Origin of the sequence: Candidatus Nanosynbacter sp. TM7-087 (assembly GCF_022828365.1) — a bacterium.
Taxonomy (GTDB): domain Bacteria; phylum Patescibacteriota; class Saccharimonadia; order Saccharimonadales; family Saccharimonadaceae; genus Nanosynbacter.
In genome coordinates, this window is sequence record NZ_JAJQJU010000001.1 from 131,032 (window position 1) to 153,111 (window position 22,080).

25 protein-coding genes are annotated in these 22,080 nt (G+C 43.2%); 20 read left to right on the plus strand and 5 right to left on the minus strand.

Going from position 1 to position 22,080, the window contains the following annotated elements:
• The first annotated feature begins 87 nt into the window (after positions 1–87).
• Entirely contained in the window at positions 88–852 is a 765-nt protein-coding gene (locus tag LRM41_RS00685; protein WP_129632346.1) for a ParA family protein, read from the plus strand.
• Positions 849–1,727, plus strand: coding sequence for a ParB/RepB/Spo0J family partition protein (locus LRM41_RS00690; RefSeq protein WP_129634649.1), 879 nt, complete (start codon positions 849–851; stop codon positions 1,725–1,727). The genes LRM41_RS00685 and LRM41_RS00690 overlap by 4 nt, the downstream gene beginning before the upstream one ends.
• Before the next feature lie 6 nt (positions 1,728–1,733).
• Here the strand turns inward: LRM41_RS00690 and lepB are convergent, their stop codons facing one another.
• The gene (gene lepB / locus LRM41_RS00695; RefSeq protein ID WP_129636950.1) at positions 1,734–2,339 is read right to left on the minus strand and encodes a signal peptidase I; all 606 of its coding nucleotides are present in this window, start codon (positions 2,337–2,339) and stop codon (positions 1,734–1,736) included.
• A gap of 41 nt (positions 2,340–2,380) precedes the next feature.
• On the opposite strand from lepB, the gene LRM41_RS00700 reads away from it, so the two are divergent.
• Together LRM41_RS00700 and LRM41_RS00705 are read left to right on the plus strand one after the other, a co-directional pair.
• Complete coding sequence (locus LRM41_RS00700; protein ID WP_243819035.1) at positions 2,381–4,024, plus strand: LCP family protein; 1,644 nt, start codon at positions 2,381–2,383, stop codon at positions 4,022–4,024.
• 21 nt (positions 4,025–4,045) lie between these two features.
• Positions 4,046–4,810, plus strand: a complete 765-nt coding sequence (locus LRM41_RS00705; protein ID WP_232736374.1) for a hypothetical protein — start codon at positions 4,046–4,048, stop codon at positions 4,808–4,810.
• Here LRM41_RS00705 and prmC read toward each other — a convergent pair.
• The gene (gene prmC, locus LRM41_RS00710) at positions 4,807–5,631 is read right to left on the minus strand and encodes a peptide chain release factor N(5)-glutamine methyltransferase (protein WP_243819036.1); all 825 of its coding nucleotides are present in this window, start codon (positions 5,629–5,631) and stop codon (positions 4,807–4,809) included. The genes LRM41_RS00705 and prmC overlap by 4 nt on opposite strands.
• A 130-nt stretch (positions 5,632–5,761) precedes the next feature.
• On the opposite strand from prmC, the gene LRM41_RS00715 reads away from it, so the two are divergent.
• The gene (locus tag LRM41_RS00715) at positions 5,762–6,094 is read left to right on the plus strand and encodes a hypothetical protein (RefSeq protein WP_243819037.1); all 333 of its coding nucleotides are present in this window, start codon (positions 5,762–5,764) and stop codon (positions 6,092–6,094) included.
• Here the strand turns inward: LRM41_RS00715 and prfA are convergent.
• The gene (gene prfA, locus LRM41_RS00720) at positions 6,084–7,154 is read right to left on the minus strand and encodes a peptide chain release factor 1 (protein WP_320414630.1); all 1,071 of its coding nucleotides are present in this window, start codon (positions 7,152–7,154) and stop codon (positions 6,084–6,086) included. The two genes, LRM41_RS00715 and prfA, sit on opposite strands and share 11 nt — an antisense overlap.
• Before the next feature lie 60 nt (positions 7,155–7,214).
• Between prfA and LRM41_RS00725 the strand changes: the two genes are divergently transcribed.
• Entirely contained in the window at positions 7,215–7,814 is a 600-nt protein-coding gene (locus LRM41_RS00725; protein WP_243819038.1) for a hypothetical protein, read from the plus strand.
• A gap of 60 nt (positions 7,815–7,874) precedes the next feature.
• Here the strand turns inward: LRM41_RS00725 and LRM41_RS00730 are convergent, their stop codons facing one another.
• Positions 7,875–8,219, minus strand: coding sequence for a type B 50S ribosomal protein L31 (locus tag LRM41_RS00730; protein WP_129636941.1), 345 nt, complete (start codon positions 8,217–8,219; stop codon positions 7,875–7,877).
• A gap of 91 nt (positions 8,220–8,310) precedes the next feature.
• Between LRM41_RS00730 and LRM41_RS00735 the strand changes: the two genes are divergently transcribed.
• From LRM41_RS00735 to tsf, 3 genes are all read left to right on the plus strand, one after another.
• Entirely contained in the window at positions 8,311–9,297 is a 987-nt protein-coding gene (locus tag LRM41_RS00735) for a hypothetical protein (protein ID WP_243819039.1), read from the plus strand.
• Positions 9,298–9,406: 109 nt separating this feature from the next.
• Complete coding sequence (gene rpsB / locus LRM41_RS00740) at positions 9,407–10,135, plus strand: 30S ribosomal protein S2 (protein ID WP_164999874.1); 729 nt, start codon at positions 9,407–9,409, stop codon at positions 10,133–10,135.
• A 1-nt stretch (position 10,136) separates the two neighbouring features.
• Positions 10,137–10,733 (plus strand): translation elongation factor Ts, encoded by a 597-nt coding sequence (tsf, locus tag LRM41_RS00745; RefSeq protein WP_146555064.1) that lies wholly within the window; start codon positions 10,137–10,139, stop codon positions 10,731–10,733.
• Between the two features lie 57 nt (positions 10,734–10,790).
• Here tsf and recF read toward each other — a convergent pair whose 3' ends face one another.
• Positions 10,791–11,843 carry a DNA replication/repair protein RecF gene (gene recF / locus LRM41_RS00750; protein ID WP_243819040.1) on the minus strand — a complete coding sequence of 351 codons (1,053 nt, stop codon included), beginning with the start codon at positions 11,841–11,843 and terminating at the stop codon, positions 10,791–10,793.
• Positions 11,844–11,933: 90 nt separating this feature from the next.
• On the opposite strand from recF, the gene frr reads away from it, so the two are divergent.
• The 11 genes from frr to LRM41_RS00805 all read left to right on the plus strand — a co-directional run bounded on the left by frr (position 11,934) and on the right by LRM41_RS00805 (position 22,080).
• Entirely contained in the window at positions 11,934–12,488 is a 555-nt protein-coding gene (gene frr / locus LRM41_RS00755; protein WP_243819041.1) for a ribosome recycling factor, read from the plus strand.
• On the plus strand, positions 12,488–12,907 hold the full coding sequence (locus LRM41_RS00760; protein WP_243819042.1) for a hypothetical protein: 420 nt from the start codon (positions 12,488–12,490) through the stop codon (positions 12,905–12,907). The genes frr and LRM41_RS00760 overlap by 1 nt, the downstream gene beginning before the upstream one ends.
• The gene (uppS, locus tag LRM41_RS00765; RefSeq protein ID WP_243819043.1) at positions 12,900–13,595 is read left to right on the plus strand and encodes a polyprenyl diphosphate synthase; all 696 of its coding nucleotides are present in this window, start codon (positions 12,900–12,902) and stop codon (positions 13,593–13,595) included. The genes LRM41_RS00760 and uppS overlap by 8 nt, the downstream gene beginning before the upstream one ends.
• Entirely contained in the window at positions 13,592–14,752 is a 1,161-nt protein-coding gene (locus tag LRM41_RS00770; protein WP_243819044.1) for a M50 family metallopeptidase, read from the plus strand. The genes uppS and LRM41_RS00770 overlap by 4 nt, the downstream gene beginning before the upstream one ends.
• Positions 14,733–15,539: a CPBP family intramembrane glutamic endopeptidase gene (locus LRM41_RS00775; RefSeq protein ID WP_243819045.1), complete on the plus strand. Its 807-nt coding sequence runs from the start codon at positions 14,733–14,735 to the stop codon at positions 15,537–15,539. Before LRM41_RS00770 ends, LRM41_RS00775 begins: the two co-directional genes overlap by 20 nt.
• A gap of 18 nt (positions 15,540–15,557) precedes the next feature.
• Complete coding sequence (locus tag LRM41_RS00780; protein ID WP_243819046.1) at positions 15,558–16,799, plus strand: aminoacyl--tRNA ligase-related protein; 1,242 nt, start codon at positions 15,558–15,560, stop codon at positions 16,797–16,799.
• Between the two features lie 132 nt (positions 16,800–16,931).
• Entirely contained in the window at positions 16,932–17,387 is a 456-nt protein-coding gene (greA, locus tag LRM41_RS00785; RefSeq protein WP_243819047.1) for a transcription elongation factor GreA, read from the plus strand.
• 46 nt (positions 17,388–17,433) lie between these two features.
• On the plus strand, positions 17,434–18,936 hold the full coding sequence (locus LRM41_RS00790; RefSeq protein ID WP_243819048.1) for a lysine--tRNA ligase: 1,503 nt from the start codon (positions 17,434–17,436) through the stop codon (positions 18,934–18,936).
• An 89-nt stretch (positions 18,937–19,025) separates the two neighbouring features.
• Complete coding sequence (locus LRM41_RS00795; protein ID WP_243819049.1) at positions 19,026–19,979, plus strand: CNNM domain-containing protein; 954 nt, start codon at positions 19,026–19,028, stop codon at positions 19,977–19,979.
• Between the two features lie 47 nt (positions 19,980–20,026).
• Positions 20,027–20,671 (plus strand): hypothetical protein, encoded by a 645-nt coding sequence (locus tag LRM41_RS00800; protein WP_243819050.1) that lies wholly within the window; start codon positions 20,027–20,029, stop codon positions 20,669–20,671.
• Positions 20,672–20,790: 119 nt separating this feature from the next.
• The gene (locus LRM41_RS00805; protein ID WP_243819051.1) at positions 20,791–22,080 is read left to right on the plus strand and encodes an ABC transporter permease; all 1,290 of its coding nucleotides are present in this window, start codon (positions 20,791–20,793) and stop codon (positions 22,078–22,080) included.

Consider the following 22,080-nt stretch of genomic DNA (forward strand, 5'->3'; position numbering starts at 1 on the left):
CCGCTTTCGTAAAGGAAGCGGTTTTTTTGATGTCTGTTATTTATGTTCTGCTCATGCTATAATTAAGGCAGGTAAAAAGGGGAACGAATGACAAAAATCATTGCGGTGACAAATCAAAAAGGTGGCGTCGGTAAAACAACGACGTCAATTAACGTAGCATATTTTTTGGCAAAAGCTGGCAAGAAAACATTGTTGGTGGATTTTGATCCGCAGGGTAATGCTACTAGCGGACTTGGAATAGATAAGCAGAATTTGGGCGCAACAATATCAGAGGTGATTATGCGACAAATTGACCTAGCGAATATCATATTGCCAACGGAATATAAAAACTTATCAATTGCCCCAGCTACACCTCATTTGGCGAATACGGAAGTGGAATTGGCGCAGGCACAGGGAAGGTTTGTTCGCTTGCGGGAGGCTTTGCAAAAGGCGACGGATTACGATTATATTATTATTGATAGCCCGCCGAGCTTGAGTTTGTTGACAGTCAACGGTATGATTGCCGCTAATTACGTATTGCTTCCAGTTCAGGCAGAATTTTACGCATTGGAAGGATTGGGACAGCTTTTGGAAAGTATGAAATTGATAAAGAAGGGGCTTAATCCACCTCTGGAATTATTGGGTGTTTTGCTGACGATGATGGACTCCAGGACTACATTATCTGGGCAAGTTCATGCTGAGGTTAAAAAGTATTTTCCAGATAAGATTTTTAAGAATAGCATTCCGAGAAACATTCGCTTGGCTGAAGCCCCTAGTCATGGCGCGCCAGTTGGGGCATACGATCGTTTTTCAAAAGGTTCTCGGGCTTATAAGGCGCTAACGAAAGAAATTATAGAGAGGGTGGAACGATGAAAAAAGGTTTAGGTAGAGGTTTTGGGTCATTGATTCCAACCAATTTGATTGATGAAACGTTCGACCCAACCGCACAACAAGATGTGAAAGTTTCTCATTTGAGAGATATTGCTATTGACCAAGTTGTCCCAGATCCAGATCAGCCGCGTCGCTTTTTTGATGAGAACGCTTTGAATGAGTTGACGGAGTCGGTGCGCGAGCATGGTGTGGTTCAGCCAATTGTTGTGACGCCAAAAGGAGATAAATATCTGATCGTGGCGGGTGAGCGACGTTGGCGTGCGGCGAATAGGGCGAATTTAACAGAGGTGCCGTGTATTGTCAGGAGCATGAGCGACCAAAATCGCCTGGAGACTTCTTTGATTGAAAACTTGCAACGACACGATTTGAATGCGCTTGAAACTGCGACTGCTTATCAAAAATTGCGCGATCAATTCAATATGACGCTGGAGGAAATAGGTAAGCGTTTGGGTGGCAAATCTATAAGCGCGGTCAGTAATACGTTGAGGCTACTGAAATTGCCGAAGTCTGTGCAACAGGCGTTGTTCGAGGGGCGATTAAATGAAGGGCAGGCAAGGCCTCTAATCGGTTTGCCTGATGACGCTGCGGAAGATATTATGGAGCGAGCTATTCGCGAGGAGTGGTCTGCGCGACGGATTGAGCAGGTTGTTACTTTGTGGAAGCAGGCGAAGGCTAGTCCAATCGAGAACAAACGCCGCCCAGCAGATATGCCTCACGCGGATGCTGTTGAAAGTCTTTCAAAGCGATTTGGAACAGGGGTAAAAATTCGTACAAACGGCCGTGGAGCTGGTCAGATTAGCATCAAGTTTAAGGATAATCTTGAATTTGAACGAATAAGAGAATTGCTCGAAAAGTAATTTTTATTAGAACGAGCGAATTTTATTGAACGGGAATATTCGTAGACTAACTGGTCCGACGATGTCGTAAAGGGGGATTGGTCCCATGCAGTTTCGAGAGTCACAAGAATAGCTTCCTTGGCGGTGATCGCCCATAACGAATATTGTGCCTTCTGGTACGGTCGTATCGACATCTCCAGAAGTAGGCTGTCCTGGCTCATTTTTATTGACTGAGGTGTCAGGGTTAAATCCGTCGGGATTTTCTGTGTTGTAAACAGTTACGGTGCCGTTTTTCACAGTAACTCGCTCACCAGCAAAGGCAATTACGCGCTTAACAATGTACTCATCTTTACCTGTAGATGCATTGAAATTTGGATTCTTAAACACAATTACTTGTCCGCGCTTTGGGGTGTAATTTTTATTTTGCAATTTTGAGCTAGTGACGGGCAATCGATTGACGATCAGGCGATCACCGGTGTACATTGTTGTTTCCATACTGGCGCCTTCAACATTGAAAGTTTGAAATACAAAAGTGTTCAATAAAAGTGTACCAATCACCACGCCAACAACGAAAATGACCATTCCCAGGCCATCTTGTAATTTCGGATGACGATCCATAAAAGTAGCGTCCATTGCTTCAATTATAAGCGTTTTGTGTGTTATAATCAATAGATATGAAACCACGCAAACAGTCGATGGACGGATTTGTCGCCAAGCGACCACAGCGAACTTCGTTGGGGGAAATTACTAGCAAAAAAACGACTACGCTCGGGCATCCTCGTAGTAACGAAGATAGTCCGCAAGTATCGAATAATGCGACAAGGAATATTCAGCAACCAACTTCTGCTAATAAATTAAAGCAGAATATTAGCGAATCGTTGGCGGCGATTGATGAAAATACCAAGCCTTCTCATCGGCAGGAGCGCAAGCAAAAACGTAAGAAAAAGCTAATCACCAGGATTATTCTTGCGATTATCGGAATTATTATCGCAATTGTGGCGGGCTGGCTGCTATTAAAATTATGGCAGACGATGAACTCAGTGTTCCATAACGGTGGAATCTTAGGACTATTTTCGCAGCAGAAGCTGAAAGAGGATGCTTATGGCAGAAGTAATGTGCTGATTTTAGGTACAACAGATGACGATCCGGATCATCCAGGTGCAACATTGACCGACTCAATGATGATTCTTAGTGTCAATCAGACAAAGAAGGATGCGTATATGTTTAGTATTCCGCGTGATTTGTATGTAAAATTCGGCATGGCGTGTAATTCTGGCTACGCTGGTAAAATCAATGAATATTTTGGTTGCGTAAACAGTGGAGATAGCGCGCAGGCGGAAGCCGAACGAATGGATAAAACTAAGAAATTCATCGGCGATATATTCGGTATGGATATTCAATACGTGGCGCATATTAATACTGCGGTGATTCGTGATGCTGTCAATGCGGTCGGCGGAGTTACCGTTGATGTGCAGAGTCGTGATCCACGAGGAATTCTTGATCCAAGTATGGACTGGATGTGTCGAGCGAAGGAGTTGAATTATCAGCAACGTCGTGAACGATGTCCAACAGGTCACTATATGCAATTAACTAACGGTAAGCACGAAATGGATGGCGAAAAAGCGATGTGGTTCTCTCGAGCGCGTGGTTTGGTGGCACCAACTTACGGATTGGAACAATCCAACTTTGACCGAGAGAAAAACCAGCAACTGGTGCTTATGGCACTGAAAAGCAAAGCTACTTCCACAGGAACGCTGACTGATTTTGGTAAGGTGACGTCTCTGATGGATGCCATGGGCAAAAACTTGCGTACAAACATTGACACGAAAGAAATCCGTACAATTATGAATCTTGGCTCAGAGATAAAAGAATCTGACATTCATAGATTGAGTTTTGTGGATGAAAACAACGTACTTATGACTACTGGCACGGTAGGTGGCGCAAGTATAGTTCAGCCAGCTGCGGGATTGTATGATTATAACGACATTCGCGCTTATATAAAGTCTGAGATTTACGCAACGCCGTTATCTAAGGAAAAAGCCACAGTTGCTGTCTTGAATGGTTCCGGCGTGGCTGGTGCAGCGCAGAAAGAAGCGGACAAATTGACAGAATTAGGAATGAAAGTTGTTCATGTCGGCAATGCTCCAGGTAATGAAAAGCTGGGGAAGACTCAAGTTTATCAATTGCCAGCTGGTAAAGAAAAAACTGCCACGAAAGATAAATTTAAGGAGTTGTACGGCTCGGTTTCATCAGATTCTTCAAAGTATAATTTGAATGTTGATGTACAATTTATCGTTGTTGTGGGAACTGGCTCATAATTTGGTATAATAGAGTAAGTTATGGAGTTACTGAAAACTGTTAAGCGAAGAACGTTTTGGAGCGAATTAGTTTACTATGTCTTAAATATTGGCTTGGCGGCTGCATTGCTTGTCATTGCTCAAGCGTTTCAGACTCCATTTCCAGCGTTAGCTCTTGTTGTGCTGAGCAAATGGCGCATAATTGCTGTCCGTCCGCGTTTTTGGTGGGCAAACATTCAGGCTAACTTGGTTGATTTAACGGTCGGAATTGGTGTTGTTGGTCTGATGTATCTACCTACGTCAGTGTTTTATTTCCGCGTAGCCTTGGCGATACTATATGCAATTTGGCTGGTTGTGATTAAGCCGATGTCTAAGCGCTGGCAGGTTGCTATGCAGTCGTTGATCGCTATTTTCGTCGGTGTAACTGCGCTGATGGTGGTGTCGTACGAATGGCCAGTTTCTGTAGTTGTTATTCTGATGTTCTTGATCGGTTATAGTTCTGCGCGTCACTTCTTGCACAGCTATGACGAAGAACAAACGGTTTTACTTTCGGCAATCTGGGGACTTGTCTTTGCTGAACTGGGCTGGCTGTCGTACTATTGGACTTATAGCTACGGAAAGTCATTATTTGGCGGCGTTTCACAAGTTACAATAATCTTATTGCTATTCTCGCTCGTCGCCAGTAAAGCTTACCAATCTTACAACAAGCACAAAGCTATTCGATTTTCAGACATATCCGCTCCGGTGATTCTTACTATCGGAATTATCTTAGTGATGCTAGTGTTCTTAAATTCTGTAGTAATTTAATCTTGGGCGCCAGTGAAACGCAGGACTAGGATGTAATTGAGAACTCTCTCTTTTACAAAACCATTTTTCACGGCTTCGTCAATTATTCTATTGTGCTGCTGGGGGTCCGCCTCGATAAATAGTAAGCCTTCTGAGGTGAGATATCGTGGTGCTTGTGAGATCAATTGCAATATCAATTTCAATCCTTCATCTTCGGCGAAAAGTGCAATTTTTGGTTCGTATTGAAGTTCTGGAGATACGTCCCAATTTTTGTCAACGTAAGGCAAATTGGCAAATATATAGTCGACTGGTTTGAGCTGACCATTAAGTAATGATTGCTGTTGAATATGGACGTCCGCATTTAAGGAATTCGCATTTTTTTCTGCAATGTTTAAGGCTGGTTTGCTGATATCGGATAAAATTACCGACAAGTTGCTCCTCTCTAATTTGGCAGTAATTCCCAGACAGCCAGATCCTGTTCCAATGTCAATTAAAACTTTTTCGGCAATTTCACTGGCGGTCAGCTCTAAGAACAATGAAATTAGATCTTCGGATTCAGGACGGGGAATTAAAACGGAAGGAGATACGGTAAATCTACGCCCGTAAAATTCTTTATAGCCCAGAATGTAGGCGATCGGTACGCGGTCTAATCTTAGGTCTAGTCTGGCATTTGCGATATCGAACCTTCTGGGGTCAATTTCTTCGTCCAGGTGAGCGTGTAGGTAAGTGCGGTTTTTTCGTAAAGTGTTGGCTAATATCAATTCGGCGTCTAATCTGGCGGACGGGATGTTTGCTGTTTTTAAGGATTTTGTGGCAATTTTTAGCCATTCAGAGATAATCATATTGCTAATTATAACATATATCTATGGAATGTAAAAAGCGAGGGAAGATAGATGATATTGACAAATAAAGAAAAAGATAGTAATATATAGATATATTATTAAGCGGAAGAAAAGGATTATATTAGATAATATGACAAAAAGAAAGTACGAGCTTCCTGTCACTAACGTGGTTATGGGAATAGGTCTTGAAGTGGGAGCTGATTATGGATGGAATAAGACTAAAGAGACTCCAGTTGCAACAGTAGAGAGTGATACTGATGTGTTGTTGAACCAACGAGAGGAAGAGCGTCGAGAGATGACTCCCGAGGAGCAGAAAGCAGCTGATGAAGCGGCAATTAAGAGTTTATATGGAAAATATAAACGACGTGCTAGTGACAAATCTCTAAGTCTTGACGACCGTGATAAGTGGAGTGAGGCTGCGCTTGATTTAGAATTTAGGAATCCAGACCTCTTTAATGATTAGCATTCTGAGCTTTCAGCTCACGCTCATATCTCTGTAGATTTTCAATCAAATCGTCGATATCCCCGTTCATTGCAGCGGGGATATTGCTGCGGCTGTAGTGAATGCGGTGGTCGGTGATTCGGTCTTGCGGGAAGTTGTACGTTCGGATTTTTTCCGAGCGGTCGCCAGTTCCAACCAACGAGCGTCGCTCGGCGCTTAATTTGGCGTTTTCCTCGTCAATTTTCATCTGTAACAATCGTGAACGAAGCACGCTCATGGCTTTTTCGCGGTTTTTAATTTGCGATTTTTCGTCTTGGTTTGTAACTATCATTCCAGTCGGCAAGTGGGTGATTCGCACTGCTGAGTCTGTGGTATTCACGCTCTGTCCGCCGTGTCCGCTGGAGCGGTAAATATCAACTCGCAAATCGTTTGGATTTATCTCAATGTCAGCCTCTTCTGCTTCTGGCAAAACCGCCACTGTTACAGTTGAGGTATGGACGCGGCCTTGGCTTTCAGTTACTGGTATGCGCTGGACTCGGTGAACGCCACCTTCGAACTTCAATTTAGCATACGGTGCATCGCCCTTGATCATGAAAATAACTTCTTTATAGCCGCCAGAATCATTGGCTGATTCGCTAATTAGTTCTACTTTATAGCCGTTAGATTCGCACCAACGTAAATACATGCGGTATAGTTCCGCTGCAAACAACGACGCTTCATCACCGCCAGCTCCGGCGCGGATTTCCATGATGATATTTTTCTCGTCATTGGGGTCTTTCGGGGTAAGTAGGATGAATAATTCTTCTTCTAATTCGGTCAATCGAGCTTCGGTTTCAGTAATCTCAAGTTTCGCCAGGGCAGCCAGCTCGCCACCTTCGTTTGCTAATTCCTTGGCTTCTACTAAGTTTTTTTCCAGGTTTTCTCGCTCTTCGCCTTTGGAGATAAGCGTTTCTAATTCTGAAAATCGTTTGTTTTTTACCGTAAAATCTGGTGAGCTGTAAGCATCAGGTTGCGCTAAAAAATTGCTCAAATCAGCTCGTTCATTTTTCAGAGAATCCATATCTAAAGAAATCTTTGCCATATCTATAAAATTATATCATACATTGACAAATGTTTATCGGTATTGTATTATATGAACATAATGAGAGAGTGCAAGGTTAATTCGCGTGATTTGGCTTACGAAAATACTGATAAGTTGGCGCTTTGCGATGTTGGAAAGTCATCTGAGCTGGTGCAGTGCATTGAAGACCTTCCAGGGTATATCCCAGCAAACGATCCGAGAGTTGATTTGATTGTGAAGAGTTTGTTTAAGATTGACGCTCATCCAATAGAGAAGCCAGTTTCGCTGCGTGATTTGAATGAGTCAATTAAAAGTAATATTGCTGGTGAAACGAAAATATCTATATATGAGGGTGAGTGGCCTGATATGAAAGCGATTCCAGGATCTGATATTCCGTTGCCGGTTGAATTATTTGTGGCTGCACCGATGATTAAAGATTGGCGAGAAGGGCGAGCATCGGAATCGAAAGGTGGAAAAAGTAGCCGCGATATTATTAGACAATACGCAGAAATGAACCCGAAAACCAGTCCTCCAATACGCAGCGTAGACATTATTGTGGATTCTGACAGCAGAGTATTTTTGGCCTTGCAAGGTGACGGCGCTCACCGCTTATGTGCTGCAAAGATGCGGGGAGACCGTGAAATATTATGTCGCGAGATAAGTATTGTCAGATTGAAATAGTGTAAAATAAAACCGCCCAGTGATTGAGCGGTTTTTGAGTTGTCGGACTAATTTGTTAGATTATTTAGTCTTTTTGTCTGATTTTGGAGAATCAGTTTTAGCTGCTTTTTTAGCGTTAGCTTTCTTTGCTTTGTTTGCCAAAGCTGCTTTACGAGCTTCAGCGGCTGCTTGACGAGCCTTAAAGCGATCAACACGACCTTCGGTGTCGATAATCTTTTCCTCACCAGTAAAGAATGGGTGTGAAGCTGATGAAATGTGAACCTTAACTAATGGATATTCGTTGCCGTCTTCCCATTTGATGGTTTCGGTTGTTTGCGCTGTTGACTGAGTCAAGAACGCGAAGCCCGCTTGTTCGTCGCTAAATACGACAGGGCGATAGTTCTGTGGGTGAATACTGCTTTTCATAACTGTTCAATTGTACATAATTTATCGGAAAATGTCAAAAGCCCGTAACCTTAACTTTGCTATTTTGGTGAAATTATGACATAATATAGGTATGATTGAGTTACCGACTAGTCCTGATGCTTTGAGTGAGTTAAGTCCAGTGGCGCCGCCAAAGTTATTATCGCAGGCTCAAGACGCTAGTCGAGATAATCTTATGGTCTATGTAAAAGCGGATAATTATCTGGGCACGGAAACGAGCGGCCCTTCGTTCATGAAAAGTCGATGTGAAACGACTGAATACGAAGCGATAAATGATTTTGTGCAATTTATAGAGACGACAAAGCATTATTTACCTGATTATATGGAGAATTGCGCTAAAGAATTAATAGATGAATTGGCGTTTTTGGGCGTGCCGGAACTAAATTTTGCAGCAAATGCGTTAGCAAAAAGATTGAGGCATCATTTGGAGGTTGATAATAAGCCAGTCTATATTGACGTAGGAAATTCGCTAAGTCAGTGCCGTGCTAAAAACAAGATGAAAAGTAGTCAGTATATTTTAAGTCTGGTCTTGTCTAAATTTCCAGACGATGAATTCGAAGAATATGAAGGTAGACTGAAAGTGTATGGCGGCAGGGGTGAGATCGACAAGAGTTCTAAGATTTTATTTCTTGATGATTGGATTGTTAGTGGCGATCATGTAAAGGAACGAATTGCAGGATTTGAAGTAGATAATGATCCTGAGAGCCATGAGGCAAGCGTTTTGGTTATGGCGGCTAGTAGAGATTATCTTGATAACGGCATAAGTGCGTACTCTCAGTATGGAGGAACGATATATTCTGTAGAGGCTTGCTACAGACTCAAGAATAGTCCTGATGCTGGAGGTATGAGCAGAGTAACGGGCATACATTCTTCGACCGATAACACATTTGGCTATGAAGTTGACGGTATAGCGTACTGTGCTATTGAAAGAGGAATTCTCAAAGGAGAGGGAATTGACGAGCTAAGTCTGCCGGCATTGGCAAATATAGTACGACCGTATCGAAACGGTGAAGATTTTGATGGTTTATCGCGATTTAGGCAATTGTTAGAAAGAGAGTAATATTTGCAGATTTATTGACTATTTGGTATAATTGCTGGGTAACTAATTTTAATGACACAATCCGTTTCACACTCCAAATCGTGGGCGGATGAGGCAAAAGGAGAAGAGGATGTCTGTAAAGGTAGACATTAAGGCTTTGCTGGAGTCAGGTGTTCATTTTGGACACAAAACCAGCCGCTGGCACCCAAAGATGGCGCCATATATTCACAGTAAGCGTCAGGATAGTCACATTATCGACTTGACTAAGACCGTTGAAGCTTTGGATAAGGCTTTGCCAGAATTGACAAAAATCGCTGCATCAGGCCGCAAGGTTTTGTTCGTTGGTACTAAAAAGCAAGCTAAAGACGTTGTTCGTGAAGCAGCTGAAAAGATCAACCAGCCGTACGTAGTTGAGCGCTGGATTGGTGGTATGTTGACTAACGGTTCAACTATTGCTCAGCAAATTAAGAAGCTGAAGAATCTTGAAAAGCGAATGGCTTCAGGTGATTTGGAAAAGCGTTATAACAAACTTGAAGTGCAGCGTTTCCAAGAGGAAATCGACAGCTTGAATATGAAATATGGCGGCATCAAGGATTTGATGGGCAAGCCAGGTGCTGTTGTTGTAGTTGACGCATTGACCGACGCAAATGCAGTTCGCGAGGCTCAAACTTTAGGCGTGCCAGTATTTGCGATCGTTGACACCAACGTTAACCCAACAGGGATTGATTACGTAATTCCAGGTAATGACGACGCTGTTAAGGGTATTCAATTGCTATTAGACTACTTCACTGCGGCTGTTGCTGAAGGTGCAGGTAGCGTAAAGGCTGAAGAAAAACCAGCTAAAAAAGAGGAGAAATAGGATGGGTGTTTCTGTTGACGATATCAAAAAATTGCGTGAATTGACCGGCGTAGGCTTGACTGACGCTAAGAAAGCTTTGGTTGAAGCTGAGGGCGATTTCGATAAAGCTTTGGAAGCTATGCGCAAAAAAGGCTTGACGAAAGCTGAAAAGAAGGGTGATCGCGAAGCTCGTGAAGGTTTGATCGAAAGCTATGTTCACTCTGGCCGAATCGGCGTTGTTGTCGAGGTTAACTGTGAAACCGACTTTGTGGCTCGACTTGACGACTTTAAGACGTTGGCACACGAAATTGCTATGCAGATTGCAGCGATGAGCCCAAAGTATGTTTCTGAAGCTGACATTCCAGCAGAGGAAATGGAGCGCGTTAAAGCTGAGCTTATGGCGAGCGAATCTTTGGCAAGCAAGCCTGAAGAAATGCGCGAAAAGATCGTTGAAGGTCAATTGAAGAAGCACTTTGCTGAGCAGGTTCTTATGAGCCAGGCTTACATCTTGGACGATTCTAAGACTGTTGAGCAACACGTTAAAGAAGCTATCGCTAAATTGGGTGAGAACATCGTTATTCGTCAATTCAAGCGAATTGAGCTGGGTGTAAGCGAATAATTCCTAGTTTAGAAAATTGCTCTGGAAAGAAATCGGCTGTAATAATGCGGCCGATTTTTATTGTGTGGAAATTATTGAGCAGCCGTCTTTTTGGTGACGCGCATCTGTTGTGGTGACGATAAATTGGTGATTTTGAATGGTTTCTTGGAGGAGTTTTTCGCGAGTGGCGTCTAGCTCCGAGAAAACGTCATCCAGTAGAATTAGCGGTCGAGATTGACTAATCTCCGTCTGCATTTCAAGCTCTAGCAACTTGAACGCCAGCATAATGGTTCGCATTTCACCGCGTGAAGCAACTTTAATAGCGGGCTGATTATGGAGGAAAATTGTGAAATCTTCACGGTGTGGTCCAGCCGAAGTGAAGCCCGTAGCCATTTCATATTCGCGGGATTTTCCTAAGCGATTAAGCAGGGCTTGGTCGTAATTTTCCAGAGGTACAATAGCGCCATATTCAATGGACAGTTGCGTATCTTTTCCCGCCAAAGATTCGTATAAATTTTTTATGCAGGGCTCGTTTATCTGGAGAAACTTGGCTCGTTTTTGGGCAATGTTGGTTGCGTATTGGACAAATTTTATGTCCCAAGCAAACAGATTATCTCGCCAAATTGATGAGTCTTCTTGGTGGGATTTTAAGAGTTCGTTGCGCTGTAAAAGAGTGCGATTGAAAGCTCTTAAATCTGTGTCGTATTTGGGGTCAAGTCGGGCAATTAAGCCATCCAAAAAGTCGCGTCGTCGGGACGGCGAAGAGGAAATTAATCTTAGTTCGCTTGGTTCAAATAAAACGACAGGCAAGCGGTTTTTTCTAGTTAAGACCTTTGATTTATTGTCATTGATGATGAATTCTTTGTTGATTTTTCCGGAAATTGAGTCTAGCTTAATACGTCGCTCTCCGAAATCGCCCTCCAAATGAACAATTGTTTGCGGAGCGTTCAGTGTCATACAATCGCTAAGACTGCCCCGAAAACTACTGCCGCGTAGCGCTACATAAACCGCCTCGAGCAGATTCGTCTTGCCGGTGCCATTTGGTCCAACGATTACCGTCCCAGAATCGCTAAAAGTCGCTTCGTGCAGATGATAAGACCGGAAATTGTATAGCTTAATCTTAGAAATCACTCTGTTATTATAGCACGGGGCGTAAGGCAAAATTAGCAGACAAGACGCTTGAAGTTTGATATAATAACGGATAGATAAATTGGAGGAAATATGTTCGACACAAACCCTTATGAAGAAAAAATGAATGCAGCGTTTAGCTTTTTTCAAGATGAATTGAAGAAGGTGCGAACAGGCAGGGCGCACGCTGGAATGCTTGACGGTGTTATGGTTGAAGCTTACGGCACAAAAATGCCGCTTAATCAGGTTGCAAACGTAACCGCTCCAGAGGCACAGATGTTGTTAGTTACGCCATTTGACCCAGGCAATATTACGGCAATTTCTTCTGCAATTCGCGACAATCAAAGCCTGGGCTTTAATCCATCTGACGATGGGCGAGTGGTTCGCGTTCCAGTTCCAGCTTTGACGGAGGAGCGCCGCCACCAACTGGTGAAACAGGTTAGCGAAAAGGTTGAGGAGGCTCGAATTGCGATGCGAAATATTCGTCAAGATGCATTAAAGGATGCTAAGCGAATGAAGGACAATAAAGAGCTGAGCGAAGACGATTTGAAGCGTGTAGAGAAAGAAATTGACGGCTTAATGGGTAAGATGCAAACGCAAATTGACGAGGCGTTTAAGGCGAAAGAAAAGGACGTCTTGACTGTTTAATGAGCGAAACTTTTGCCGACAAAGTGAAGGCGTTGAATTTGCCGTTGGATCAAATTATTGTTATTGGTAGCGGGATTTTGGATCAATTGGGGATTCGTCCAGCTAGTGATATTGATCTTGCGGTGAGTTCTGATTTAATGAAAAAGCTCTCCGAGGAAAGTAGCGATTGGCTTAAAAAGTTTGACGATAATCAGCGTTTTTATTTTGTAAAAGATGACGGTTCGGCTGAAGTTTGGGACGGCTGGGAGTTTGATGGGCAGGCTGTTAGTTATGATGATTTGCTTGATTATGCAGTGAAATATGATGGCGTGAGGTTCGTTGATTTGAAATTTCTGCGCAAATGGAAGAGCTGGCGTGGACGTGAAAAAGACGTACGAGATGTTGAGCTAATTGATGAATGGAGGGCGAATAATGAGTGAAAATGTGAGTTTGCCGCGACATATCGGGTTTATTGTTGATGGAAATCGGCGATGGGCAAAGCAGCATGGCTTGCCGACATATGAAGGACATCTGGCGGGCTATAACGCGCTAAAAGACGTGGCGTTGGAAGTTCTTCATCGAGGTGTGAAATATGCGAGCGCTTACGTTTTTAGTACAGAAAACTGGAAGCGGTCAGAGGAAGAAGTCCGACATTTGATGAAATTGCTATTGAATATACTGAAGGCTGATCTTCCGATATTTATTGAAAACGAGGTTCGCTTGAGGGTTGTTGGGTCCAGGGAAGGCTTGTCGGATCAATTGATCAAAGCGATTGACGAGGCTGAGAAGAAAACTGCCGATTTGAAAAACGGAGAATTGGTCTTATGCTTGAATTATGGCGGACATTTGGAGATTGCTGATGCGGTTAAAAAAATTGTTCAATCTGGAGTTTCTCCTGAGGAAATTACGCCCGAGTTGATTGCTCAAAATATATACGCGCCAGAGGTGCCACCGTGTGATTTGATTGTTAGAACTTCTAATGAACAGCGGCTCAGCAACTTTATGTTGTGGCGATCAGCGTACAGCGAGCTGATGTTTATTGAGAAGAATTGGCCAGACATGACGGTGGAAGACGTGTCGGTGATTTTAGAAGAATATGCTAATCGGAATAGGCGGTTTGGAAAATGATTATTTGGGGAGTACTTTTAGGGTTATTTGTTCTCATTTTATTGGTGGTTTTGCATGAATTAGGTCATGCTATTGTCGCCAAGAGAAACGGCGTTAAGGTTGAGGAGTTCGGAATCGGATTTCCGCCCGCTGCAAAAAAATGGAAAGTAAAGCGAAGTTTCTTGGGTGAAAACGTAACGTTTAGTCTGAATTGGCTGCCGCTTGGTGGATTTGTTAGATTGAAAGGTGAATATGATTCCGCAAAAGGCGAGGGCACATATGGCGGATCGACGTTTTGGGTGAAGACGAAAATCTTGCTGGCTGGCGTTATAATGAACTGGATAACTGCGATTGTTTTGTTCACGATTCTTGTGGTAATTGGCATGCCGAAAATCCTGTCGAACCAAGTCCAATTGCCGTTTGATACAGAGGTTAGGCGTTCGCCAGTGGCGATAGCGAAAGTTACGCCAGGTTCGCCTGCTGATAAAGCTGGACTTAAGGTTAATGATGAACTGATTGAGATAAACGGTCAGCCGCTTACGGAGGCGGAAAAATTGCCAGTTATAACTAAGCAAAACGCTGGTAAGAAAGTCAGGGTTGAGTATAGACGTGACGGCAAAGAGCTAGCTGTTGACGTCCAGTTGAATGATGAAAAGTCCGCGAAGGAAAGCGGATATCTGGGTGTTATTTCGGGACAGACGGAGAAAATGTATAGCACGTGGTCGGCACCTATTATGGGTGTGGCGACTACTGGGCAATTGTCATATGAAACGATTAAAGGCGTTGGCGTACTGTTGGTAAAAACCGTGCACGGATCAATTGGACAAATATTCGGTTCTGCAGAATCAAAAGAGTCTGCACGAGCTGATTTGGCCTCTGTCAGTGGGAGCGTAGCAGGACCAATTGGCATACTGGGTGTATTATTCCCGTCAGTCGTTAATTCTGGAATTGAGCAAATCATTTTCGTGGCGGCGTTAATCTCGCTGACGCTGGCAGTTATGAACATTTTACCAATTCCAGCGCTTGACGGCGGTCGCTGGTTCACGATGACAATTTTTCGCTTATTTAAGAAAGATCTGACGAAAGAGCGTGAAGAAAATATTCAGGCAACCGGTATGTTGATTCTATTAATCTTAACAATTTTGGTGACGATCAGTGATGTTGGAAAGCTCTTCTAAGAAAATAAAAAACCGCAAATGGTGGCTGATTTTGGCGCTCCCAGCTTGGGTTTATGGCGTGTTTTTGGCGGTGGAAGTTATTGCTTCATTGGCGATCGGCGCTTTGATAAAAATTGGCATACCTCTCAATTCTGTGAATTCAGTTATTTTTAACACGGTGCTTTCGGTTGTCGTATATATTTTGTCACTAATTGTCGTGATTTCTGTGCCGTTTTTGGTTAAGAAGCGCCGAACAACTTTGAGCAATTTGGGCGTGAATGACTGGCCAACGTTTTTGGAAATATTCATTTCTCCGTTTGCTTTCGTAGCTTACTTTTTACTAACAATGGTTGCGATGAGCATCGCTAGTGGTGTTTTCTCGGTGGATATGCAGCAAAAGCAGGTCATACCATTTAGTCAGAGTATGCTGGCGACTCATTGGCAATTTATCATGGCGTTTGTTGTGCTGGTGGTGCTGGCGCCGATTGTTGAGGAACTTTTGTATCGCGGATATCTTTATGGTAAGTTGCGTAATTCTTTCTCGATTTGGCTATCAATTATCGTAACAAGCATGGCGTTTGGCGCGGCACATCTTTGGGTTGGTCCGAATTCGCCATTGCAATGGGCGGTGGCAGTTGATACATTTACTTTAAGCCTGGTTATGTGCGCAACTAGGGAATATACTGGCGCAATTTGGGTGCCTATTATGATGCATATGATGAAAAACGGAATAGCTTTTTATTTCTTGTTTATCAATACGGGCGCAATTAATCAGACGGAATCGTTATTGCCATTTATATTTATGTAAAGGAGAAAAAATATGCGAATGACACAACTTTTTACTAGAACTTTGAAGCAGGCACCAGCTGGCGAGGTTGCGCGAAATGCTCAGCTTTTGATTCGTGCTGGCTACGTGCATAAGACTATGGCTGGCGTGTATTCGTTTTTGCCGCTTGGTTTAAGGGTTCTTGAGAATATCAAGCAAATTGTTCGCGAGGAAATGGACAAGGTTAATAGCCAGGAATTGGTGATGAGTACTTTGCAGCGAAAGGATTTATGGGAAGAAACTGGCCGCTGGAGTGATGAATTGGTCGACGTTTGGTTTAAAGCTAAGTTGCAAGACGGCACGGACATTGGCTTTGGTTGGACGCACGAGGAGCCGATTGTTGATCTTCTTCGCAATTACTTAAAGAGCTACAAAGATTTGCCAATTAGCGTTTATCAATTCCAGAATAAATTGCGAAATGAACTTCGCGCTAAGAGTGGAATTATGCGTGGTCGTGAATTTGTGATGAAGGATATGTATTCGATTCACGATAGTAAAGAGAGTTTGGATAGTTATTACAATTCAGTCATTGAGGCGTATAAGCGTTGTTATGACCGATTTGGAATTGGCGATGAAACGTATGTAACGTTTGCTTCTGGTGGCGCTTTCACGAAGTTTAGTCATGAGTTTCAGACGATTTGTGATGCTGGTGAGGATTATATTTATTTGCATCGTGGCAAAAATATTGCTGTTAATGAGGAAGTTTTGGACGAGGCAATTGAGGAGCTCGGCGTCGATCGTAGTGAGTTGGAAAAGGTGAAAACTGCCGAAGTTGGCAATATCTTTAATTTCGGAACGCAGAAATCCGAAGAAATGAAGTTGGTATTTACTGACGCCGAAGGTAAAGAACAATACGCTTACATGGGAAGTTATGGTATTGGAATTACGCGAGTTATGGGCGTGATTGTTGAGAAGTTCGCTGACGATAAAGGTTTGGTTTGGTCAGAAAATGTTGCGCCGTTTAAGGTTCATATTGTTGCAATTGGCGAAAAGGGGCGAGAACTAGCCGGCAAGTTTTATGACGAGCTAGCTAATAACGGCGTCGATGCGCTGCTTGATGATCGCGACGAGCGTCCAGGCGTGAAATTTGCTGATGCTGAGCTCATGGGTTTGCCGTGGCGGATAACGATTGGCGATCGAGCGATTGACGGTGATGGCTTGTTTGAATTGACGGAACGAGCAACTGGCGAAACGCGAAAAATGGATTATCAACAATTGATGGATTTTTGCCTTAGTCGGTAATGCTGATTATATTGACATAATAAATAGCGATTGATATACTCAGATAGACTTAATCAAGACTAACTAAAAACACTATATTTAGTGTAGATCGTAGGGCTAATACCACTACATACAGTAGAGGAGGAGATTTTTATGAAAAAAACTTATCAAATTACAGAATCTGGTAAAGCTGATTTAGAAAAAGAATTGGCAGAATTAAAAGGCCGACGTGGCGAAATTGCTGAAAAAATTGCGGCAGCACGAGATTTTGGCGACTTAAGCGAAAATGCAGAATATGACGCTGCACGCGAAGAGCAAGGCTTGGTGGAAACGCGAATTTTGGAAATTGAAGATATTCTGCAGAACGCCGAAATTATTAAATCCAGCGGCAGCTCAAGTGTTGGCTTGGGTAGTACAGTTGAATTGCAATGTCCAGAAAGAACCGTATCTTACACAGTGGTTGGTCCAGTTGAGGCTGATCCGCTGGCGGGCAGAATCTCAGATCAGTCGCCAATTGGTAAAGAATTGATTGGTAAGAAAATCGGCGATGAAGTTACAATTAAAACTCCAAAAGCCGAAATTACCTACATTATTAAGTCGATATCTTAAGTCTGACGGGATTTACTGCGTATAATGTGCTATAATTATCTCTGTTATGGCCACATTACAAGATTATCGAAACGAACGACTACGAAAACTGGAAACATTGCGTCAATTAGGTGTTGAACCATATCCAGCAAAATCAGAACGAACTCACACTTGTGCTGAGGTTTTGTCTAAGTATGATGAGCTAGCTGGTAAGGAAGTTGTTGTTGCGGGTCGTGTGGCGTCTATTCGCAGTTTTGGTAAATTGGCGTTTATTAAATTACGCGATCAATCTGGTGATGTGCAGCTTTACCTACAGCGTGATGACGTGGCGGAATTAGATGCTGCGCGCGGTGTGCTTGGAATGAAGCAGCTTAAATTGCTGGATACGGGCGATTTTATTGAGGCGAAGGGCGTGATGACCACGACACAAACGGGCGAAAAATCCGTTGGCGTACGCGAACTTAGATTGTTGACTAAATCGTTGAGGCCAATGCCGGAAAAATTAGAGAATAAGGAAGAGCGCTTGCGTCGGCGTTATGTTGATATGAATGTCAATCCTGAAGTTCGTGAGCGATTTATTCGCCGAAGTAAGTTTTGGCAGGCAACGCGAGATTATTTGAATAGTCATGGATTCATTGAGATTAATGTTCCTGTTTTGGAACACACCACTGGTGGTGCTGACGCGAACCCATTTGTGACGCATATGGATGCGCTGGGCGATCAGCAGTTTTATTTGCGAATTAGCCACGAATTACCATTGAAGCGATTGATTGGTGCTGGATTTGAGAAAGTTTACGACCTCGGTCCTCGTTTTCGCAATGAAAATTATTCGGACGAGCATCTGCCAGAACATATTGCCATGGAGTGGTATGCGGCTTACTGGGACTGGAAACAGGGAATGCGTTTCATGGAGTCGATGTATAAAGATGTGCTTCAGAAGACTTTTGGTACCCTGCAATTCCAATTGGGCAAGTTCAACGTCGATATGAGTGGCGAGTGGGAAGTTTGGGATTATGCTGAGGTTATTCGCAAGCACTATGGAATTGACGTTTACAGCACGACGATTGAAGAAGTTGCCGCTAAATTGAAAGAAAACAATTTGGAAGTTGAAAAAACTGACTCTATCCCACGCAGTATTGATAAATTATGGAAGAATATTCGCAAAGATGTTGCTGGTCCAGTTTGGTTGGTGAACACGCCGAAGTTTATTAGTCCGTTGTCAAAGACTAATCCGGAAAATCCAGAGACGGTGGAGCGTTTTCAGCCGGTGATCGCTGGTTCGGAATTGGGCAATGGATTCTCTGAACTGAATGATCCGATTGACCAATTGAATCGTTTTCTTGAGCAGCAACAAATGCGTGACGCTGGTGACGAAGAGGCGATGATGCTTGATATTGATTACGTCGAGATGTTGGAATATGGAATGCCGCCAGCTTGTGGTTGGGGCTATTCTGAAAGGGTATTCTGGATTTTCGAGGGCGTTACGGCGCGTGAAGGTGTGCCGTTCCCGCAGCTTAAGAGTGAAATTGACGAAACAACTCGGGCGATTTATCCGCAAGTCAACTTATAATTTTGCTATAATTAAGGATATGGATTTTTTATTGGAGTTATTTTCTGGCAGGATGTTTTTAGCTGTAATTAAGAGTAGAGGTTGTAATTATGTCTGATATTTTATTATGGCTGGCAGCAGCTGTTTTATTGGCACTTTCTGGGTTATTTTCTGGGCTGAATATTGGTTTAATGATGGCGCGACCTGATGACTTGAGGCGAAAGGCCAGACAGGGTGACAAAATTGCGGCACGAGTATATCGATATCGAAAAGACGGCTATTATTTGATTTTCTGTATTTTGCTTGGCAATGTCGGCGTGAATACTGCGATGTCAATTTTGCTGGGAAATATGACTAATGGTGTGGTTGGCGGTTTGATTGCGACGCTTCTCATTACGATGTTTGGCGAGATTTTGCCGCAGGCGATTTTCTCGCAGCGTGGATATCGATTTGTGCGATATTTCTTTTGGTTACTTGATGTAATTTACGTGCTATTTTGGCCGCTTGCTCAGCCGATGTCAAAATTGTTGAATCGTTGGCTGGGTAAGGAAACGCCGCAATTATATTCTCATCAGGAGCTGGAGGAGATTATTCATGAGCACGCCGTTAGGTCGGATAGTCCAGTTGATTATGACGAAAGTCGAATCGCGGCGGGTGCATTACAGTTTAGTAAAAAGACGGCTGGCGATTTGGTTACGCCGATGAGCGAGGTTTTTGTCGTGGATTTGGATGACGAGCTGGACGCGACTTTACTAGCTCAGATTAAGCACGCTGGACATTCGCGAATTCCGGTTCAATCTGACGGGGAACTAGTCGGAGTTTTATATGTGAAGGATGTCGTTGGACGAGATTTGCCGTTGCCAATTAGCCAATTGTACCGCGATAAAATTTACGGTATTGACAAGAGGTCACGCCTGGATACGGTCTTAAGTCGATTCATTCAAACGCACAATCATTTGTTTGTGGTGATGGACGATGAGACGGAGCTGGGAATTATTACGCTAGAAGACGTGATTGAAGAGATTCTGGATCAAGAGATTGAAGATGAGTATGATGAGGAATAAGATTAAATTGAGGAGGTTATAAAATGTTTGAAGAATATAATAATGGAGTGCCTGATAGATTACGACAAGTTACAGCCGAGACAATGTCTCCCGAAGTGCTATATACACTCGACACCTATTCGGACGTATCGCCGCAGGATGTGATATATATTGATGAGTCTAGGGCGGAGGGAAGTGGTCGTCTAATTATCAGTAAAGGACAGTCTGTTAAGCTGCTTGAGGAGGCTGATCTGTCTACTTCTGATCTGGTGATATTGATGAGCGTATGGCAGAGAAATGACCAAGGGGATTTGTGTCGTGGTATTGTCGCCGATTGTCGATTTTATAGCGGACGCTTTGACGCTGAATATGGCGACGAAGAGATTGATGATTACGATGGAATTGATGATGAAATCTACAATAAGGACGACGAGCAGGTTATTTCTGCAGTAGTTGATTACGGAGATGATGGAAAAGTCAAGATTTGGGGAGATCCGACGTTTTTTGATGCCGCTAGATATATGGCTGGTTTGGTGGATAATGAGTCGATAGAGAAGGACGAGGTTGTTGCGGGCAGTCGCGAGATTCAGGACAGTGTGAGCGACGGCGAGTCGCGAGAGTGTGTGAATGGTAATGGCATCACTTCTTCTGATTCTTTTTATAAGCGCGCGCTTAATGGCTTGGCGAAGATAGTTAAAGCTAGACGAAAATAGCGATCCCTAAGTTGACAGAGCCTGCGATTTTTTGAATATTATTTTCAAAAATACCTTGACAATTTAAGGTACCTTGTATAACATAGTACTATGTATAGTAAATTAACAAGGAGTTTAATGTGAAAAGAATTGACATTATTAAACGCGCCGGTCGAAATTTGGGGCGATCAAAAGGTCGCACGATTTTAACCGCGCTGGCAATTTCAGTTGGAGCGTTTACGATTGGTCTGGCGCTGATGGCTGGAGAAGGCGGTCGGCTGTATACAAATAGTATGGTCGACGCGGCTGGCGATAAAAAATCTGTTTCGGTCTATAAAAAAGTGACCTCATCAGGGCCTGATAGTAATCTCCCAGAATATAGCGACTCGGAAGATACGGAAAATAGTCAATCTAAGGCGATAGAAAAATATTCGATGACTGATAACGACGTGAAAAAAATACAGAAAATCCCGCACGTGGAAAAAGTGACGCCAGCTTATTCCATGTCAGGAGTTTTATATGTCAAAAGTTCGGCAAGCGACAAGAAATTTGTGCCTAATGTAACCGTGAAGTTTGATAAAACCCGAATGGAACTTGCGGCTGGTAGTTTGGATAATTTTATGCCGAAAAAGGGTGAAGTTGTTATTTCAGAATCTTACGTGAAAAAAATGGGATTCAGTGATGCAAAATCAGCAATTGGGCAAACGATTACACTAGGATTGCAAAAAGGAACTTCATCAAGCAAGGGTGCTGACAAGGAAATATCTCTGAAAGTCGCAGCAGTCGATAAACCTTCGGATACGATCCTGTTTTACCAGCCGACTGTGCGCGTTTCTGTGGACGACGCTAAGGATATTTACGACTTTAGTCACCCTAAAGATTTGCCTAATGAATATTCTTACGTAATTGCGTCAGTTGATGATGAGAAAAATGTTGAGGCAGTGAAGAATGAGCTTGGCAAGGATTATGAGTCGTATTCGATTCAGGACACGCAAAAAGTTATTTTAACTTTTGTGAATGTGGCTCAAATGGCGCTGATTGGGTTTGGCGGCTTGGCGCTTTTGGCGAGTGTTTTTGGGATTATTAACACAATGTACATTTCGGTTTTGGAGCGAACTAGTCAGATTGGGCTGATGAAAGCTTTAGGAATGAGAGGTCGCGATATTGGTAAAATGTTCAGGTATGAAGCGGCGTGGGTTGGACTTCTTGGTGGCTTAATTGGTGTTGGCTTGGCAAGTTTGATGTCGCTACTTAATCCTATGATTGCTAGTTTCCTGAAATTGGAACAAGGTACGAATTTGCTAGTCATTAATCCTTTGCAAATGGCACTGTTGATAATCGGACTAATGGTTATGGCGGTACTATCGGGCTGGCTGCCGAGCCGCAAGGCGACAAAATTAGATCCAATTGAGGCGTTAAGAACGGAATAG

Bases quoted from the DNA above. Each gene is read 5' to 3' on its own strand.
- LRM41_RS00685 (WP_129632346.1), top strand. From the start codon at position 88: ATGACAAAAATCATTGCGGTGACAAATCAAAAAGGTGGCGTCGGTAAA.
- LRM41_RS00690 (WP_129634649.1), top strand. From the start codon at position 849: ATGAAAAAAGGTTTAGGTAGAGGTTTTGGGTCATTGATTCCAACCAAT.
- lepB (WP_129636950.1), bottom strand. From the start codon at position 2,339: ATGGACGCTACTTTTATGGATCGTCATCCGAAATTACAAGATGGCCTG.
- LRM41_RS00700 (WP_243819035.1), top strand. From the start codon at position 2,381: ATGAAACCACGCAAACAGTCGATGGACGGATTTGTCGCCAAGCGACCA.
- LRM41_RS00705 (WP_232736374.1), top strand. From the start codon at position 4,046: ATGGAGTTACTGAAAACTGTTAAGCGAAGAACGTTTTGGAGCGAATTA.
- prmC (WP_243819036.1), bottom strand. From the start codon at position 5,631: ATGATTATCTCTGAATGGCTAAAAATTGCCACAAAATCCTTAAAAACA.
- LRM41_RS00715 (WP_243819037.1), top strand. From the start codon at position 5,762: ATGACAAAAAGAAAGTACGAGCTTCCTGTCACTAACGTGGTTATGGGA.
- prfA (WP_320414630.1), bottom strand. From the start codon at position 7,154: ATGGCAAAGATTTCTTTAGATATGGATTCTCTGAAAAATGAACGAGCT.
- LRM41_RS00725 (WP_243819038.1), top strand. From the start codon at position 7,215: ATGAGAGAGTGCAAGGTTAATTCGCGTGATTTGGCTTACGAAAATACT.
- LRM41_RS00730 (WP_129636941.1), bottom strand. From the start codon at position 8,219: ATGAAAAGCAGTATTCACCCACAGAACTATCGCCCTGTCGTATTTAGC.
- LRM41_RS00735 (WP_243819039.1), top strand. From the start codon at position 8,311: ATGATTGAGTTACCGACTAGTCCTGATGCTTTGAGTGAGTTAAGTCCA.
- rpsB (WP_164999874.1), top strand. From the start codon at position 9,407: ATGTCTGTAAAGGTAGACATTAAGGCTTTGCTGGAGTCAGGTGTTCAT.
- tsf (WP_146555064.1), top strand. From the start codon at position 10,137: ATGGGTGTTTCTGTTGACGATATCAAAAAATTGCGTGAATTGACCGGC.
- frr (WP_243819041.1), top strand. From the start codon at position 11,934: ATGTTCGACACAAACCCTTATGAAGAAAAAATGAATGCAGCGTTTAGC.
- LRM41_RS00760 (WP_243819042.1), top strand. From the start codon at position 12,488: ATGAGCGAAACTTTTGCCGACAAAGTGAAGGCGTTGAATTTGCCGTTG.
- uppS (WP_243819043.1), top strand. From the start codon at position 12,900: ATGAGTGAAAATGTGAGTTTGCCGCGACATATCGGGTTTATTGTTGAT.
- LRM41_RS00770 (WP_243819044.1), top strand. From the start codon at position 13,592: ATGATTATTTGGGGAGTACTTTTAGGGTTATTTGTTCTCATTTTATTG.
- LRM41_RS00775 (WP_243819045.1), top strand. From the start codon at position 14,733: ATGTTGGAAAGCTCTTCTAAGAAAATAAAAAACCGCAAATGGTGGCTG.
- LRM41_RS00780 (WP_243819046.1), top strand. From the start codon at position 15,558: ATGACACAACTTTTTACTAGAACTTTGAAGCAGGCACCAGCTGGCGAG.
- greA (WP_243819047.1), top strand. From the start codon at position 16,932: ATGAAAAAAACTTATCAAATTACAGAATCTGGTAAAGCTGATTTAGAA.
- LRM41_RS00790 (WP_243819048.1), top strand. From the start codon at position 17,434: ATGGCCACATTACAAGATTATCGAAACGAACGACTACGAAAACTGGAA.
- LRM41_RS00795 (WP_243819049.1), top strand. From the start codon at position 19,026: ATGTCTGATATTTTATTATGGCTGGCAGCAGCTGTTTTATTGGCACTT.